General features: G+C 47.6%; 17 protein-coding genes. 11 read left to right on the top strand and 6 right to left on the bottom strand.

All coding sequences use genetic code 11. The features are described 5' to 3' along the window. Positions 1-67: 67 nt before the first annotated feature. The 4 genes from RCO25_RS01790 to RCO25_RS01805 form a co-directional block, all read right to left on the bottom strand. Positions 68-370, bottom strand: coding sequence for an MBL fold metallo-hydrolase (locus RCO25_RS01790; protein WP_308994477.1), 303 nt, complete (start codon positions 368-370; stop codon positions 68-70). Next, complete coding sequence (locus RCO25_RS01795) at positions 292-492, bottom strand: hypothetical protein (RefSeq protein ID WP_308994429.1); 201 nt, start codon at positions 490-492, stop codon at positions 292-294. The genes RCO25_RS01790 and RCO25_RS01795 overlap by 79 nt, the downstream gene beginning before the upstream one ends. A gap of 73 nt (positions 493-565) precedes the next feature. Beyond that, entirely contained in the window at positions 566-1,603 is a 1,038-nt protein-coding gene (locus RCO25_RS01800) for a sensor histidine kinase (RefSeq protein ID WP_308994430.1), read from the bottom strand. Then, on the bottom strand, positions 1,600-2,271 hold the full coding sequence (locus RCO25_RS01805; RefSeq protein ID WP_308994431.1) for a response regulator transcription factor: 672 nt from the start codon (positions 2,269-2,271) through the stop codon (positions 1,600-1,602). The genes RCO25_RS01800 and RCO25_RS01805 overlap by 4 nt, the downstream gene beginning before the upstream one ends. Before the next feature lie 194 nt (positions 2,272-2,465). Between RCO25_RS01805 and RCO25_RS01810 the strand changes: the two genes are divergently transcribed. From RCO25_RS01810 to RCO25_RS01820, 3 genes are all read left to right on the top strand, one after another. Beyond that, positions 2,466-3,233: an ABC transporter ATP-binding protein gene (locus RCO25_RS01810; protein WP_308994432.1), complete on the top strand. Its 768-nt coding sequence runs from the start codon at positions 2,466-2,468 to the stop codon at positions 3,231-3,233. Then, positions 3,220-5,157: an FtsX-like permease family protein gene (locus RCO25_RS01815; RefSeq protein WP_308994433.1), complete on the top strand. Its 1,938-nt coding sequence runs from the start codon at positions 3,220-3,222 to the stop codon at positions 5,155-5,157. Before RCO25_RS01810 ends, RCO25_RS01815 begins: the two co-directional genes overlap by 14 nt. Positions 5,158-5,385: 228 nt before the next feature. Then, complete coding sequence (locus tag RCO25_RS01820; protein WP_308994434.1) at positions 5,386-5,508, top strand: hypothetical protein; 123 nt, start codon at positions 5,386-5,388, stop codon at positions 5,506-5,508. A 100-nt stretch (positions 5,509-5,608) separates the two neighbouring features. On the opposite strand, the gene RCO25_RS01825 is transcribed toward RCO25_RS01820, so the two are convergent. Next, entirely contained in the window at positions 5,609-6,757 is a 1,149-nt protein-coding gene (locus RCO25_RS01825; protein ID WP_308994435.1) for a metallophosphoesterase, read from the bottom strand. Between the two features lie 225 nt (positions 6,758-6,982). Here RCO25_RS01825 and RCO25_RS01830 point away from each other — a divergent pair, with 225 nt between their 5' ends. From RCO25_RS01830 to sda, 5 genes are all read left to right on the top strand, one after another. Then, the gene (locus tag RCO25_RS01830) at positions 6,983-9,157 is read left to right on the top strand and encodes a DNA topoisomerase III (RefSeq protein ID WP_308994478.1); all 2,175 of its coding nucleotides are present in this window, start codon (positions 6,983-6,985) and stop codon (positions 9,155-9,157) included. A 391-nt stretch (positions 9,158-9,548) separates the two neighbouring features. Then, complete coding sequence (locus RCO25_RS01835; RefSeq protein WP_308994436.1) at positions 9,549-10,157, top strand: TetR/AcrR family transcriptional regulator; 609 nt, start codon at positions 9,549-9,551, stop codon at positions 10,155-10,157. Positions 10,158-10,159: 2 nt separating this feature from the next. Further along, positions 10,160-10,624, top strand: coding sequence for a DUF2269 family protein (locus RCO25_RS01840; RefSeq protein WP_308994437.1), 465 nt, complete (start codon positions 10,160-10,162; stop codon positions 10,622-10,624). Positions 10,625-10,779: 155 nt separating this feature from the next. After that, the gene (locus RCO25_RS01845; protein WP_308994438.1) at positions 10,780-11,451 is read left to right on the top strand and encodes a YheC/YheD family protein; all 672 of its coding nucleotides are present in this window, start codon (positions 10,780-10,782) and stop codon (positions 11,449-11,451) included. A gap of 368 nt (positions 11,452-11,819) precedes the next feature. Continuing rightward, positions 11,820-11,966 carry a sporulation histidine kinase inhibitor Sda gene (sda, locus tag RCO25_RS01850; protein ID WP_308994439.1) on the top strand — a complete coding sequence of 49 codons (147 nt, stop codon included), beginning with the start codon at positions 11,820-11,822 and terminating at the stop codon, positions 11,964-11,966. A gap of 389 nt (positions 11,967-12,355) precedes the next feature. Here the strand turns inward: sda and RCO25_RS01855 are convergent, their stop codons facing one another. After that, complete coding sequence (locus RCO25_RS01855) at positions 12,356-13,357, bottom strand: NAD(P)/FAD-dependent oxidoreductase (protein WP_308994440.1); 1,002 nt, start codon at positions 13,355-13,357, stop codon at positions 12,356-12,358. A gap of 331 nt (positions 13,358-13,688) precedes the next feature. Between RCO25_RS01855 and RCO25_RS01860 the strand changes: the two genes are divergently transcribed. From RCO25_RS01860 to RCO25_RS01870, 3 genes are all read left to right on the top strand, one after another. Continuing rightward, complete coding sequence (locus tag RCO25_RS01860; protein WP_308994441.1) at positions 13,689-14,882, top strand: NAD(P)/FAD-dependent oxidoreductase; 1,194 nt, start codon at positions 13,689-13,691, stop codon at positions 14,880-14,882. Further along, positions 14,882-15,148, top strand: a complete 267-nt coding sequence (locus RCO25_RS01865) for a hypothetical protein (protein WP_308994442.1) — start codon at positions 14,882-14,884, stop codon at positions 15,146-15,148. The genes RCO25_RS01860 and RCO25_RS01865 overlap by 1 nt, the downstream gene beginning before the upstream one ends. Before the next feature lie 246 nt (positions 15,149-15,394). Continuing rightward, positions 15,395-16,381 (top strand): aminoglycoside phosphotransferase family protein, encoded by a 987-nt coding sequence (locus RCO25_RS01870; RefSeq protein WP_308994443.1) that lies wholly within the window; start codon positions 15,395-15,397, stop codon positions 16,379-16,381. Positions 16,382-16,437 lie beyond the last annotated feature (56 nt).

A 16,437-nucleotide genomic window follows, 5' to 3' on the forward strand; every position in this document is an offset into this window, starting at 1 on the left:
CAGAAAATGAACACTTTTTGGTTATGCGTGAATAGCGTCTTGCTCGTAGGCATTTACCATAAGCCGTTTATTCGGAAGCGAGCTCCAAAATCCGCTCATTCACGCGATCGGCGTATAACCCGCCATGGTAACAGATGACGGTCTCGATATCGTACGCGGTTAGCTTGTTGATCGATTGTTTAGCTAAGGCGGGATCCATGCAATAATTCGGCGTTGGTCCAAGCAAACAGTCGTTTTCGACGATTAAGGCATCCGCGGCAATTAAGGTTTTGCTTGCTTTATGGTATAAGCTTAGATGTCCGGGCGTATGCCCAGGTGTTCCGATGACGACAATGCCTCCGCATAGCGGGAGCTCCTGAGCGTCAGCAATAAAATAATCAACGCGGCCTCTAGGCGGGTTTTATCCCAAATCAAGGTAGGATAGATCGTTTCCATCCTTCCCATCATGACTGCCGAAATTGGCAGCATGTTCACTCCGGTTGCAATGTTCATATTTCCCCTCCGCCGTTTTAGAAGTTATCGTGCACATGGAATAGAAAAGGATGGATCGACTTACTATTCTTTCTTATTTATTTCCGTACCATTCATTGTAATTTCTTATTTTCGGAAAATGAATCGTCAATTTCGTAAATCGCCCCTCATCGGATTGAATGGATAAGTCATGGCCGAGCTTGAGCGCCAATTGTTTGGCCAGATACAGCCCCATTCCCGTAGATTTCGACTGGGTTCTGCCGTTAGTGCCCGTAAACCCTTTCTCGAACACGCGGCCCACATCCTCCGAAGCGATTCCGATGCCGGTATCCGCAATGATCATTCGCTTCTCCTTGCCGTCTTCCTCAAAAGAAACGGTAAGCTGTCCGCCATCTTTCGTATATTTTAAGCCGTTGGCCGTAATTTGATCGATGATGAACGCCAGCCACTTGCTGTCGCTTTGAACGTCGCATCGCGCCTGCTCCATCTCAAAACGAATATGCTTGTTAATGAACAGCTTCGCGTATTTTTTGACGCTGTCCTTCATCAACTGGCCTAGCTGTACCTCGGTTATAAAATAATCCCGCGAAAACGAGTCGATTCGCGAATAATAAAGAGCCTGCTCGACACAGTCGTCGATTCTACCGAGCTCATCCTCGAATTTATCGACGATGAAGTCTACGTCCTTGCCGCCGCTGTTGCTTATAAGCAGCCGGCTTGCCGCGATTGGAAGCTTTACCTCATGAATCCAAGACATAATGAAATCCTGATGATCGCGTTTTTCATTTACGAGCTGCTGCATTTGCTGTGAATGCTCGCGCTGCAGCTTGGCGATGAGCTGCAAATACAGCGCTTGCTCCGCATTTTGTGGTGCCGGCAGTGCCGCAGCCATCGTATCTCCGCCTTGGTCGATGACGGCGGTCAGCTCGCGCAAAAACATTTTCCGATAAAAGTATCCGGTAACAATATACAGCGCCGCCATGACGAAGCATACGGCGTTAACATATACGACATTGCTCGCCGAAGCATTGGCCGAACCGCTTATATAAAGGATGATCGATACAAAAAACATAAGCGCGGCGTAAAGCATGGCAAAGTTACGTTTATCCTTTAAATAGTGGGAGAAGCTCATTGGACGATATACCCTTGCCCTTTCTTGGTCGTTATAAAGCTGTCCTTGCCCAGCTCTGCTAGCTTCTTGCGAAGGCGAGTGATGTTGACGGTTAACGTATTGTCGTCGACAAAGCTTTCATCCTCCCAAAGACTGCGCATCATTTTCTGACGGGTCACGATCGAGCCCTTATGCTTCATGAGCATATGCAAAATGATAAACTCGGTTTTTGTTAGCTCGGCTTTCAGCTCGCCGCATCTCACGTCGCCGTTCTTGAGGCTGAGAACGATGCCGTCATGCTCGACGCTGCTCGCGCTTACCTCTACATAGGAATAGGTACGCCTGAGCAGCGCATTAATTTTTGCCAGCAGCACATCCGTAAAGAAAGGCTTCTGAATAAAGTCATCGCCGCCCATATTCATGGCCATGATCATATCAAGCGGCGTATCGCGCGATGATAGAAAGAGAATGGGGACATTGGAAACCTCTCTTATTTTTTGGCACCAGTGGAATCCGTCGAAGGACGGCAAATTGATGTCCATGAGCACGAGATGAGGATTTTCATTCAAAAAAAGCAGCAGAATACGGTCGAAATCCTCCGCGATTACGACCTCGAAGCCCCATTTGGCCAAGGTTTCGCCAAGCAGCTGAGCAATCGTGCGATCATCCTCGACAAGCAATATTTTCATAGCTAAGTCCTCCGTTAGGCTGTTAACAGCTTCGTCTCTATACTACGAAAGGATGCATGCTCCGTAAACCTATTTCGTTCATCCTGACAAAATTGTAAGGTTGGCGGCAGCCTTGTAAGCCACAACGAATAATAGCTAAGGTAGAATAAAGGCAAGCGAAAGAGTCAAAACTTGATTGGCTGGAGGAGAACGAGATGAGAACGATTGTAGAAGCTAGGCAAATAAAGAAGATATACGGCTCTAAAGGAAGCGTTTCGACGGCACTGCATGAAATTGATCTGACGGTGCTTGAAGGAGAATTTGTCGGCATTATGGGCCCGTCCGGATCTGGGAAGTCTACGCTGCTGCACTTGATTGCGGCGATTGATGAACCGACTGCGGGTTCCATTCATATCGATGGGAGCAACCTGCACACGATGAACGAGGAGCAGGTATCGATGTTCCGCCGCGATAAGCTTGGTTTCTTATTTCAGGACTATAATTTGCTGGATACACTGACCGTGAAGGAGAATATCCTGCTCCCGCTTGCGCTCGCCAAGGTCCAAGTCTCAGAGCTTGAACGCCGCGTAGAGGAAATCTCGGACAAGTTCGGGATAAGGGAGCTGCTCGATAAATATCCTTATCAGCTCTCGGGCGGACAGAAGCAGCGCACGGCAGCGTCACGTGCCATTATCGCAAAGCCCAGCCTGCTTCTTGCCGATGAGCCGACCGGGGCGCTCGATTCCAAATCGGCAACCGATTTGCTTGAAAGCTTAAAGGCGCTGAACGAACAGGATCAGGCTACGCTGTTAATGGTGACGCATGACGCGTTCGCTGCGAGCTATTGCAGCCGTGTGCTGTTCATAAAGGATGGAACGATCTTCACCGAATTAGTGAAGGGGCAAACGCCGCGTAAAGCCTTTTTTCGGAAAATACTGGATGTGCTTTCAGTGCTTGGAGGTGGAGCGGGTGACGTTATTTAGTACCGCCGTCAAAAACATGAAGGGCAATTTCCGCAACTATTTGATCTACTTTGTATCCATGATGTTCAGCGTCGTTATTTATCATACCTTCGTTTCGCTTCAATACAGCGCCGACATTCAAGCCAGTATTGCGTTATCCAAAAATATAGATATGACTTTTAAAGCGGCCTCGGCCATCCTTATTTTGTTCGTCGCTATATTCATTTGGTACTCTAACTCGTTTTTTACGCGAAAAAGGAAGAAGGAGGTTGCTCTTTATGCCTTGCTCGGCGTACGCAAACGGTCGATTGGCAAGATGCTGTTTTACGAAAATTTAGTTATCAGCATCATCGTGCTCGCCGCCGGGATTTTCGTCGGAACGCTGCTCTCCAAAATGTTCGCGATGCTCCTGCTCAAGCTGCTCGGCTCAACCGCAGAGATCGGCTTTTCCATTTCGGGGAGCGCGATCTTGAATACGACGCTGGTGTTCGCCGTTATTATATTGATCACGTCGATACAAGGCTATCGGCTGATTTATCGCTTTAAGCTCATTGAGCTGTTTCAAGCGGAAAAACAAGCAGAGACCGTTCCAAAAGCGTCTCCTGTGTTAGCCATTCTTGCGGTCGTGCTGCTGGCTGCCGGGTATGGGTTTATCTCCTTGTCATTCAAGTCCGAATCCGAAATATTGCGTAATTATAGCGTAGCATTCGTTGGCATAACTTTAGGCACTTATTTGCTGTTCCGCTGCTTAACGGTATTTCTCCTGCGGCTTGCCCAAAAAAACAAAGCCCGTTATTATCGGGGCTTAAATGTTGTCGGGACCTCGCAGCTGTTATTTCGCATGCGCGGCAATGTGGGAACGCTGACGATTATTGCTTTGCTCAGCGCGTTCACGCTGTTGGCGACGAACATCGCATTTAGCCAATATTACACGAATACGAAGCATGCCGATCAATCCTCGCCGTTCAGCTATATGCATCTCTCGCAAGGGCAAACCTTTGATGAGCAGGTTAAACAAATCATTGGAGGGGATAAAGAGCATCCTGTTACGGCAGAGCTGGATATTCCGGTCATCAAATCGAGCGGACATACATCAAGCTCGGAGGTGCTGCCGGCACGTTATTCGGAAGAGGATGAACAGCCGGTCAAAATCATTTCCGTCAGCACCTATAAAGCAATAGCAAAAGCTTTAAATCGAAATATTACCGTTAATCCGATGATCGACGAGGCCGTTGCGGTCAAGACCATGTATACCGACTACAGCTTGTCCGATTATGAGAAGGAGAAATTGAAGCTGGAGACGGCTCGGCATAACGTGGAGCTTTCTTTTACCCAACTGCTGGAAGATCGGTTTTTAAACTGGACTTTTCCCGATTTCGTAATTGTAGTTAACGATGAACGGTATAATGATTTAGAAAAGCTGCATGATCCAATTCTCTACAAGGCCTATAAAGTGAAGGATGAGTCATCGGCCGCGGAGGCCTCTAATAAGCTGATGCGGCTTGCAGGGGCAGAGCAAGCGGGCTTATCTTCATACTACAATGTGTACAAAATGGGACTAGAGGACACTGGCATCGGTACGTTCGCAGCTGTGTTTTTGGGTTTAGTATTTTTGGCGGCCACAGGGAGCGTGCTGTATTTCAAGCAGTTGACGGAGGCACATTCGGATAAAGAAAGGTATGCGATTTTGCGTAAAATCGGTGTAACTAGAAAAGAAATCCGCGTGACGATTTTGAAACAGACGCTATTTATTTTCGGATTGCCGCTCATTCTTGGCATCACGCACAGCATCGTTGTCGTAAACGCGATGTCGAAGCTGTTTTCCAATATGGTAGACGTCAACTTTACGGTGCCCGTTCTCTTCTCAACGGGGCTATATATTATCATTTATTTGTTCTACTACTTCTTGACGGTCAATTCCTTTAATAAAATCGTGAACAGCTAGAAAGAACATCCGCCCGCTCAATAAGCGGGCAGCTCCTTTTAATTCTCATCAACCGTCCATTCCGTTTTTGGCAAAATAACGCGTACTTATTCTGTCACGCTGTACAAGCTGAGAGAATCCTCGTCCGCGAAGCTTCAAGCGCTGCTTGAGCACGCTTATTCCGTTAGCGGCAAATCACCGACGCCGATTCCGGTTCCGCCTTCGGCTGCGATAAAAGAGCAGAAGATATTGGTTGAAGCCGTCGTTGAGGTTACTGAAGCAAGAGATAACGGCGAGGGCAGCCGCTCGCTTTACGTGTTTCAGAAGGGGAAGGAACAGGATGCGGAGTGGTGCATTGCCGATGTGGATTAAGAAAATGAAATAGCGGTAACAAATGGCTGGATCCGTGATGAAGGGCTCTTGCGAGCCGTAAATCAGAGGGGAAAGCCTATTTGTTACCGCTATTGCTGTGCTAAGCGCCTACGAAATCTACCTCAATTTGAATGACCTCGGACCGGCTGCCGATTCTAACTGGCGGCCCCCATGTTCCAAATCCGGACGAGACAATGGCATGCAGGGCGCCTTTTTTTAAGTAGCCCCAATCCAGCTCGAACAATTTTCTTGTAATCAAGTGGTTAGGCATCATTTGACCGCGATGCGTGTGACCGGATACGGAAATATCAATACCGCTCTCGGCAGCTTTTGCAATGTCCGACGGCTGATGGTCCAGCAGAATAAGCGGCCTCGACTGGTCGAGAGGCGCAATTAAATCACGGATAGGCATTCTTCCGTTCCCGCCGAAGCCGGCGGAAGCTTTGTCCTTGCGCCCAATGACGTAGAAGCTGTCCGCGATAAGCGCGGTCTCGTCCATAAGGACGCGAATGCCGATCGCATCCATGGCTGCGATGAATTCGGGAACCTTCCCGCCAATATATTCATGATTGCCAGTGACCGCGTATACGCCTAAAGGCGCTTTAAGCCTGCCAAGGACTGCAGACATGTTTTTGCGAAGAAACGGCTCGATGTCATCGTCTAGAATATCGCCTGGCAATAAAATAAGATCCGGCTTGATCTGCTCTACCTTGCTGAGCAAGCGCTGTAGATGCTTATTACCGACAATTGTTCCCAAATGGAGATCGGATGCCATGGCAATGCGCAGCTTCTTCATTTGGCCCGCCGGCTTCGGTACCTGTACGCGATAGGTTCGGATAATGGGACTCCACGCATTCCAGGTTCCGCGGACGAGGAGTATGATCATGAGAAGAATGGCGATGCTGCCGACAGCGACGACGGATATGGATTTTCCGGCACCTGCCGCCTTTAAAAGCAGTGATAGAATGTTGGCAGCAGGCAAAATCAGTACTGCGTATTCAAGAACGGCAAACCAATAGGAGCCGACGAGCTTGAATACTTCTGCGACCGGCCGCAGCGGCGTTCGGTAAGCGGCACTGCCGATTATATACGCATATGCGGTAATGGCAGCCGCAAGCGTATACCAGCCTGCATTTTCCCAATTGAAAAGCGTAGAAAAGAACAGCCAGCCATTCCAGCCGATATAGAAGGAAATGCCGCTGTACACGAGCAACACACAAAAAAATATGGCAATAAAACGCATCTTCATCCTTCAACGCTCCCTGGCTCATAATTTAATTTCATATAAGCTGAATTTACTATAGCACACGGGGATTCCCGGCAGCAAAAAATGCGAGATTGAGAGGAACGGCTCCAGCTAGAGCAAAAGCGGAGGGACTTGCCGCTGCTCTTAGGCGTTGCGCAGGCTGCAAGCCTATGGTATCGTTTCGTCATAGTGATCGATGCATATAAACGGAATGGAGCGAATAATGAAATGAAATCGCTTGTACTGGCAGAGAAGCCAAGCGTGGCGAAGGAAATCGCCCGTGTGCTCGGCTGCGGACAAAAGCAAAAAGGCTACATGGAAGGCCCTAAATATATCGTTACCTGGGCGCTGGGTCATTTGGTGACGCTGGCTGAGCCGGAGGATTACGATCCGAAATATAAAACCTGGAATTTGGAAGATTTACCGCTGCTTCCTCCGAAAATGAACCTGAAGATCATGAAGGAAACTTCACAGCAGTACCGTGTGGTAGCACAGCTATGCAAACGGCAGGATATTAGCGAGCTTATTATCGCAACCGATGCGGGGCGGGAAGGCGAACTTGTCGCTAGATGGATCATGGAGTTGGTTCATTGGCGCAAGCCCTTCAAACGGCTTTGGATTTCATCCCAAACGGATAAAGCGATTAAGGATGGCTTTAGCAGCTTAAAGCCAGGCAAGGACTATAACAATTTGTATGCTTCAGCCGTTTGCCGCGCAGAGGCGGATTGGCTGATCGGGCTAAACGTGACGAGGGCTTTAACGACTAAATACAACGCACAGCTTGCTGCGGGGCGCGTTCAAACCCCTACGCTTGCCATGCTGATGGATCGCGAACAGGAAATTCAATCCTTTCAATCGCAGCCTTATTGGACTGTATCGGCTGAATTCGGATCATTCTCGGCGCTTTGGCGCGAGCAGGATACGCATGACGGAAGAGTGTGGAGCCGCGAAGAAGCTGAGGCGATATCCGCTCGTATCAAGCAAGGAAGCGCAAAGGTAAGCAAGCTTAAAACGGTAGAGAAATCCGAGCCGCATCCCCAGGCGTATGATTTGACCGAGCTGCAGAGAGACGCGAACAAACGGCTTGGCTTCTCGGCGAAGCAAACGTCTAACGTCCTCCAGAAGCTGTACGAGCAGCATAAGTTGGTGACTTATCCGCGTACTGATTCCCGTTACTTGTCAAGCGATATGGTACCTACTTTAAAAGGACGCCTTGAAAGTATCGCCGTAGGACCTTACGCGCAGCTGGCCCGTAAGCTGGTAAGAATGCAGCTTCCTATTACTAAGCGCATTGTCGACGATACGAAAGTTACGGACCATCATGCGATTATTCCGACGGAGCAATTCGTTAATATTTCAGCATTAACGAACGATGAGCGCAGGTTGTATGATCTGATCGTCAGACGGTTTATTTCTTTATTTTATGGCCCATATAAGTATGATGAGACGAGCGTCGTGCTTACAGCGGGCAAGGACTTTCTCTATGCGAAGGGCAAGATTGAGAAAGAAAAAGGGTGGAAGGAAATTTATCAGTCTGACGCGTATTCATCCAGCCAAGAGGAGGATGAAGATGACGATAACGGAGCGAGCGAAGCCGGGCAAGGCAAAGCTGACCGTCAGCCTGCGCAGCTGCTTCCGCCGCTAACGATCGGGCAATCGCTGCCTATTAAGCAGCCCAAAGTGCGTGAGCTGAGGACACTGCCGCCAGCACGTTATACAGAAGCAACGCTGCTCACCCGCATGGAAAAGCATAGCCTGGGTACGCCTGCTACAAGAGCGGATATTATTGAGAAGCTGCTTGGTACGGATACCATTACGCGCTCGCAAAACAAGCTGATGCCGACCGGCAAAGGAAAACAGCTGATCGAGCTGGTAGTTCATGAGCTGAGAAGTCCTGATTTGACAGCAAAATGGGAGCAAGAGCTGGAACGCATTGCAAAAGGCAAAGGCGATCCGGCGGCATTTATGAAAAATGTTCGTCAGCAAGCATCGAAATGGGTATCGGAAGTGATTGCGGAAACAAAGGAATATAAGCCGCATAATCTGACGCACTCGCGCTGTCCGGAATGTGAGAAGCCTTTGCTTGAAATCAACGGCAAGCGCGGCAAATCGCTCGTTTGCTCGGACCGTGAATGCGGGTATCGCCGCGCTGCGGAGCCTATGCTCTCGAACAAGCGCTGCCCGAATTGCCACAAGAAAATGGAAATCAAAGACGGCAAGGCAGGGGAATTTGCACAATGCAAGCCATGCAATGTTATTGAAATGCTAGGTGACAAACAGGGCGGAAAAGTAAACCGCAAGCTAAATCAGAAGCTAATCGAGCAGTTTAGCGACAATACATCATTGTCGAACAGCTTGGCTGATAAGCTCAAGGCAGCGCTAGAGAAGCAGACTGACAAGTAAAAAGATGAAAAGCGGCAAGCATCTCCTGTAAGATTTCAAAATGGGATATTCATTATAAAACTGATAAAAGCAGCCCGTTCCTCATTCGAGGACGGGCTGCTTTTGCTCTACTAGCTTTACTATTCGTTTCACATTCGCAACAAATGAGATGCGGTACGCTTGTATCCGCAATAGAAATAGTCTTCGATATGGCTGTTGCCATGCCGTGGAATACTCGTTTTGCAGGGTTTCTGCAGAGGGAACTATGTTCTTAATGTTGAAGAATGGAAAAATATAGTTTACAAACCGACCGACGGTCTGTATTATGGAGATAACAACAAACCGACCGACGGTCTGAAGGCTTCTTATGAGAAGAAGCTGAGGAACTGAAGGGAAGTGGGGGAGACGGCTTATGGTAGATCACGCGTCAAATTCGAGTTATAAACGATTGCTGGAGACGGCAGAGCAGCTTATCAAAGAGAAAGGATGCCGAAATACAACGCTGCAGCAAATCATGCTGAACACCGGTTTATCAAAGGGAGCGATTTATCATTACGTGAAGAGCAAGGAGGAGCTGTTTGGACTTATCCTGGCTGCGCAGCTGGAGCAAATAAATGATTCCTTCCATCTAGCGGTAGAGGAAGGACGCAATCTGACTGCTCCGTTACTCGCAATCGCGGAAGGCTTCGAGCAGCTCCAGCAGAAGGACAGCGCGGCTAATCAAATATTAACCTATTTGATTAGCCAGAAGGATAAGCCGGGCGTTGCCGGAGTGCTGCAGCAATTCCATGAACGCTCTACGGCGGCCTCCTGCAGCTGGATCGAGCTCGGTCAGCGTGAGGGAGTCATAAGCCGGGCAGTCGATGCGCGCAAGGCAGCAGAGCAATGCGTCATGCTATCTTACGGCATGTGTCTCCGCAATATGATGCTGGCCGAGGCCAGCGTTTCGCCGGCGCGTGCTTTCGAGAAAGAGGATTTTTATCAATTTATGCTGATAATATTGCAAGGAGGAGGCGGTTGAGGATGGAGCGCGTATTCGTTTTTTTGCATGTGCTTGGAGCGGTGTTGTTTCTTGGGAACATCATAACGACCGCATTTTGGAAAATTAGGCAGGACCGCAGCAATGACCCGCAGCAGCTGCATCATATGGCGCAGAGCATTATGCGGGCTGATTATATTTTTACGATACCAGGTATCATGCTCCTCGTTATATTCGGTGTTTTGACGGCTCATTCGTACGGTTATTCCTTCATGGAGCTAAACTGGCTTACCCTGTCCATTTTATTGTTCGCAATATCCGGCATTCTGTGGGGTGTCGTTCTGCTGCCAAGCCAGCTTCAAATGCAAACGCTGAGCAAGCAGGGGATTCAAACCGGAAAGCTGCCGGACGCTTATTTTCAACATTCAAAGCGATGGAATGTTTGGGGGACGGTAAATACGGTTATTCCAATCATCGTATTGTTCTTGATGGTCGTGAAGCCTGAGTGACTGTGATCGTTAAACGAAACAAGATTTTGGGAAATGGCTAGCACGATTTGCTAGACTTAGCAATAAAGGCTCTTAACCTATGACATTCATCCAAGAGACAGATAGTACTCTGTCATATGCTATGGATGAAGCAATAGGAAAGGGGATAGAATGAAATGGGTGTACATTCAGGCAGGCAGCTTGCCAGCAAATGGGTAAAGACAGCGACTTTACTTTCCCACTCGAGCATTGCGCCGCATATTCCTCCGACAAGGAGATTTACGGCGAATAATCTCAAAGCCATGCTCGATACGCATCAGATGGTTGTCGTGAAACCAGTGGTTGGCGCCGGCGGGCACGGAGTCATTAAGGTAGCTCACACTAGCGACGGATATTCTTATACTTATTATTCGCAGACGAAACGTTTTGCTAGTTTCGGAGCGTTAATAGGCGCGCTTAATAAAAAACGCAGAGGCCGGGCTTATCTGATCCAAAAAGGAATAAATCTGGCTACGGTAGACGGAAGGCCAATCGACTATCGGGTGAAATACGTCAAGACGGGGAATGGCTGGGTTTACCGGGCGATCGTGGGGCGCATTGCCAAAAAGGGACTGTTCGTAACGAATTTATGCCGTGGAGGCAAGCTGGTATCAGGAGCCCAGGGCATTAGCAGATCCCTGTCGCCAGCGCAGGTTTCAGAGAAGAAGCAGAAAATGCGTGAGCTTACCGTTCTGTCGACAAGCGTGCTTGAAGCCAAATATCCAGGCATCGGTCAGCTGGGCTTTGATTACGGCATCGATAAACAAGGCCATATTTGGATCTTCGAGGTCAATACGCGGCCGCAATAAAATTTCTTAAAATGGCTTAGAACGCATGAGGCGGCTTACCCCAATAGGGTGCCGCGGAGGTCAAACCGACTTCCGCGGCACCCTATTTTTTTGGTTCGAATCCCCTCCTATGCAATAGAGGGGCAATATATTCCATTAATAGACTTATAGATTCCGATTAAAGTTTTTTATCGAAAAAAGGAAAAATTGTCCTGTGGATAACTATATCCACATTATCCACCTTGATTTTGCTCATCGATAGATGTATATGCACACGCTGTACACAACGTATACACAACATCTTGTGTATAAGTAGTGCTGTTGTCCTTCTAATAGTGCCATGCTACTATAAAAAAGTAATAACCAAAGTATGGAAGAAAGGGTGTGTAGTGTTGGAGCTACTGTCTGATGAAATGTTAGTAGACACCTATTATGCAGCTATCCAATTTGAATTGGAGCCAGAATTCATTCGAATGTTAGCGATTGAAATGAAACGCAGGCGCCTTAATCCGGAAGCCGTCAAAATTACAGCTTAACCCTGTTGCTGCTCTTAGCCTTACAACATGATTACCATTCCATAACCGATACCTCGGTTGTTAGCTTGCAAGTCTGGCAATATACAAGATGCATGCAGGATAAAGTTTCTGGCACAGGAGCATGACTTAACAGCGGTTCGTCCTCGATTTGTGCGTAAGGTGCATATGGACCTGTCAAATCAGCTGAACGACCGCAATCGACAATTGCGCTATCACAAGAGGAGCAGCGTACATGCAGAGATTGAATCCCGTTACAAACCGGACAAAACATAAGGGTATCCTCCTTGGCACACCGTGCATATGAATGCGATAGGTGCATGATTGAACTCATCCAAGGTTAGGATACCCTTATGTTTATTTTTTAAAAAAAGCAATGAAACATAAACGCATTAAAGCTTCATATTGCTGCTATGCCCAGGGGATAGCTTAGCGCTTGGATCGACGTATACCTTCGCATTGTTTATAGCGGTCGGCGCCTCGCCGAAGCCTACGGCGATCAGCTTGAGCTTGCCGGGATAAGTCGTAATGTCGCCTGCGGCGAAGATGCCCGGTATATTCGTCTCCATCCGGGTATCCACAAGAATAGAGCCGCCTTGTATTTGAATCCCCCAATCCGCTATCGGTCCGAGTGAAGAGATGAAACCAAAATTAACGATAACGGCATCCACGTCATGCTGGGTTGTCTCTAACGTTTTGACGTCGGTTAACGTCACTTTTGAAATGCTGTCCTCGCCATGGAGCATGGTAATTTCTTTTGGCGTAAGCACGTTTACCTTGGATTTCATGAGATTCTCCACGCTATGCTCATGTGCGCGAAATTTATCTCGGCGATGAATGAGCGTCACGCTCTCAGCAATCGGCTCCAGCATAAGCGACCAATCCACAGCCGAGTCGCCTCCACCGCTTATCAGCACCTTTTGCCCTTTAAACCGCTGCAAATCACCTACGAAGTAATGAAGGTTTTTTTTCTCGAATTTTGCGGCATTAGCGATTTCAAGCCTGCGAGGCTCGAATGCGCCTACACCCGCTGTAATAATGACGGCTTTGGCATAATGAACGCCCTTGTCTGTTATAATCTCAAAGAGGCGTTCGTCACGCTTAATAACGTTAGTGACTTTCTCCTCCAAACAGATCTCTTGTTTAAAATGAGAAAGCTGTTCTATCAGACGGTCGACCAGTTCCTGGGCAGTAATTTTTGGAAATCCAGCAACGTCGTAAATATATTTTTCAGGATAAAGAGCTGCAAGCTGACCGCCTAGCTGTGGCATGCTCTCAATTAGCTTTACTGAAGCTTGGCGCATACCGCCGTAAAAAGCAGCGAACAGTCCCGCAGGTCCTCCTCCGATAATTAAGATATCGACTGGGTTTACTGCTGTTTCAGGGTTAGACAATGTAGCCACCTCCGCATTATAAGCTTTACGAATACCATTATAATCCTTCGCGGAAGAAGAAGGAAATATTTAATTTGTATAGAGTTCTAAACAATTTCGTATATTTTGCCCTTGAACTTTTACTGAAAACTATGTAAAATTTCTGATGTATGTTAAGCACGGGACTGCTTGCAACAAGCAGCGAAAGTTGTCGCGCAGCAGCTTCCGATTCATTGATAAAATGGCTTTAATTAGAACACACTGAACTTATAATTATAGATATTCGGTTTAGCATGTGTAATTTTTCACAATGTATAAATACAAAGATAAGAGGAATGGATGGGATTAATCGATGAGCAACATACCTAAAATCGTCATTCTTGGCGCAGGGTACGGCGGTATTTTGACCGCGCTTCGTCTGCAAAAAGAATTAAATTACAATGAAGCTGACGTAACATTAGTTAATAAACATGACTATCATTATATTACGACACATCTTCATATGCCGGCAGCAGGCACAGACAATCCGGAAAATGCGCGTGTCAGCATTTCAAAATTGATCGATGAATTTAAAATCGATTTCGTGAAATCAACCGTTGTACAAATTCGACCGCAAGACAAAAAAGTCATTCTCGAAGATGGTACTTTGTCTTACGACTATTTGGTAATCGGCCTTGGCGGCGAGCCGGAAACGTTCGGTATCCCGGGTCTAGGCGAGCATGCCATGAATATTCGCAGCATCAATTCCGTTCGTTTAATTCGCGAACATATCGAGTATCAATTTGCTCGTTTCAAGCGCGAACCGCATCGTACGGATTATTTGACGTTTGTCGTTGGCGGAGCGGGCTTTACAGGCATCGAGTTCGTCGGTGAGCTCTCCGACCGTATCCCTGAGCTTTGCAAACAGTTCGACGTAGATCCGGCGCTCGTGAAGATTTACAATATCGAAGCGGCTCCAACGGCTCTGCCTGGTTTTGACCCTGAGCTTGTAGAATACGGGATGGACGTATTAACTAAAAAAGGCGTAACGTTCCGTATCGGCACAGCGATCAAAGAATGCTCGCCAGAGGGCGTTATTGTCGGTGAAGGCGAAGAAATTAAATCCGCAACCGTTATTTGGACCGGCGGTATCCGGGGTAACCGACTTATCGAAGAAGCTGGCTTTGAGACGATGCGCGGACGTGTGAAGGTTGATGAATTCCTTCGTTCGCCCGGCAATGAAAACATCTATATCGTAGGCGACAACTCGCTGATGTTTAACCCGGAAGGCCGTCCTTACCCGCCTACTGCTCAAATTGCGATGCAGCAGGGCGTCGTTTGCGCGCATAACCTTGTTGCTTCGATTCGCAATCAGCCGCCTAAAGGCTTCACATTCAGCAACAAAGGTACGGTGGCTTCGCTTGGAAAAGGCGAGGCAATCGGTATTGCCTTCGGCAAAAAATATAAAGGGCGCGTAGCCGCTTGGTTGAAAAAAGCAATCGACCTGCGTTACCTATTCATAATCGGCGGTATTTCACTTGTGCTTCGTAAGGGGAAATTCCTATAATGCGGCATTGCAGCGTACAAGTTCGCGGTTTGCTTACAAGAGATGAGCTGGATCGTTACAACGCATTGATGGAGGTCGGTTCCTTCTTAGAATCGCAGACGCGCTACGACTTGGCCTATACGGTGCAAAAGGAAGTTGACCTGCTGATTCAGCCGGCAATCGAGCGGTTGAAGGATAAAGGCCGCGAACGCGACCGCGCAACCCAAGAATACCTGGAAGCAAAGCGTCTGGGCTTGGAAGAGGATGAGGACGAAGACGATAATTAAACTTAAAGGCTTTCGCTCTTGATGCAGCATTCATGCTGATCAACGGCGAAAGCTTTTTTTTCGGCCAAATGGCATAAAAAAAAGCATCTAGAAGATGCTCTAGACGCTTGAAAAGGTATCGCTATTTTTACAAAGACCTTATTCAACATCATAACAGGCGGGAAAGAAACAGTCTATTCTTTTGGCGAAATTTTATTTATAGTAAAGCAGCCGGCAGCAAAAAAAAGGAATTGGAGTGTTGCAGCTATGGATGATTGTTTAGTGGCAATTGAAGATTTACAGCAGCTTGCGAAGGAAACTTTTGGTGCCGGCTATATGGTCAAGCAGGTTACAAACAGGCATGGAGGCGCTCAAAAAACCGTCTATAAAGTGAAGTGCACGAATGGTTTTATATTCATGCTGTATATCTGGGAGCTGGCGATGAATTATTTTCAAGAGGAAATCGAAAGGCTGTCAGAGAACGAGCGTACCGATGGATGCGGGCTATTCGAAGGGAATCAAGCTTTTTTAAGCAAGCAGGGCATACGGACGCCTGGCATTTATTATATAAACAAGGAAAGAGCGCGATATCCCTTTGACTTTGCTTTTGTCGAATATATCGACGGTCCGGATGCAGCGAGCTTTTTGAATGCCGACGAGGAACCTAAGGAGAAAGTGTTCGGGCAGCTGGGGTCGATGCTTGCACGGATGCACAGCTTAGAGAGGGATTATCACGGAAAGATAAACGATGACTTTGTTCGTACCGGCAAATGCCATTTGCAGGAATTGGAACAAGCGGAGCAGCAGCTGGCCTATGCTTCGGAATATATAGCGGCATTCAAGGAAAATCAGATGAAGCTGCTGGAAAAAATGCAGGAGCTGGAATCCAAAATCGAGACCAGAGAGCGATACAGCTTTATTCACGGGGAGCTTGGCCCGGATCACGTCATGGTGAATGACAAGCTGGAGTCCTATTTAATTGATATTGAGGGAAGCCGCTATTACGATTCCGAATATGAGCACAGCTTTTTGACGTTTCGATTTGGAGCTGCTTACTCTTATTTGGGCAATGACCGGCTGGATCGGAACCGTATGTTGTTTTACAAAATGTATCATCATCTCTCCTGTACAGCCGGCGGCTTAAAGCTGCTGCATCGCGGGTTTCCGAACCGGCAGCTGGCAATGGAGATCACTCGGCATAATTATCGAAGCGCGCTTAATTTCATTGCTATAAACGTCGACGATCTCGAATAAGAAAAAGACAGTCCGAGCTGCCTTTATCCATAGGCTCGGACTGTCTTATTTATGCC

The organism is Paenibacillus sp. LHD-38 (assembly GCF_031157315.1).
Lineage (GTDB): Bacteria > Bacillota > Bacilli > Paenibacillales > Paenibacillaceae > Pristimantibacillus.

Bases quoted from the DNA above. Each gene is read 5' to 3' on its own strand.
- RCO25_RS01795 (WP_308994429.1), bottom strand. From the start codon at position 492: ATGAACATTGCAACCGGAGTGAACATGCTGCCAATTTCGGCAGTCATG.
- RCO25_RS01800 (WP_308994430.1), bottom strand. From the start codon at position 1,603: ATGAGCTTCTCCCACTATTTAAAGGATAAACGTAACTTTGCCATGCTT.
- RCO25_RS01805 (WP_308994431.1), bottom strand. From the start codon at position 2,271: ATGAAAATATTGCTTGTCGAGGATGATCGCACGATTGCTCAGCTGCTT.
- RCO25_RS01810 (WP_308994432.1), top strand. From the start codon at position 2,466: ATGAGAACGATTGTAGAAGCTAGGCAAATAAAGAAGATATACGGCTCT.
- RCO25_RS01825 (WP_308994435.1), bottom strand. From the start codon at position 6,757: ATGAAGATGCGTTTTATTGCCATATTTTTTTGTGTGTTGCTCGTGTAC.
- RCO25_RS01830 (WP_308994478.1), top strand. From the start codon at position 6,983: ATGAAATCGCTTGTACTGGCAGAGAAGCCAAGCGTGGCGAAGGAAATC.
- RCO25_RS01835 (WP_308994436.1), top strand. From the start codon at position 9,549: ATGGTAGATCACGCGTCAAATTCGAGTTATAAACGATTGCTGGAGACG.
- RCO25_RS01840 (WP_308994437.1), top strand. From the start codon at position 10,160: ATGGAGCGCGTATTCGTTTTTTTGCATGTGCTTGGAGCGGTGTTGTTT.
- RCO25_RS01845 (WP_308994438.1), top strand. From the start codon at position 10,780: ATGGGTGTACATTCAGGCAGGCAGCTTGCCAGCAAATGGGTAAAGACA.
- RCO25_RS01860 (WP_308994441.1), top strand. From the start codon at position 13,689: ATGAGCAACATACCTAAAATCGTCATTCTTGGCGCAGGGTACGGCGGT.
- RCO25_RS01865 (WP_308994442.1), top strand. From the start codon at position 14,882: ATGCGGCATTGCAGCGTACAAGTTCGCGGTTTGCTTACAAGAGATGAG.
- RCO25_RS01870 (WP_308994443.1), top strand. From the start codon at position 15,395: ATGGATGATTGTTTAGTGGCAATTGAAGATTTACAGCAGCTTGCGAAG.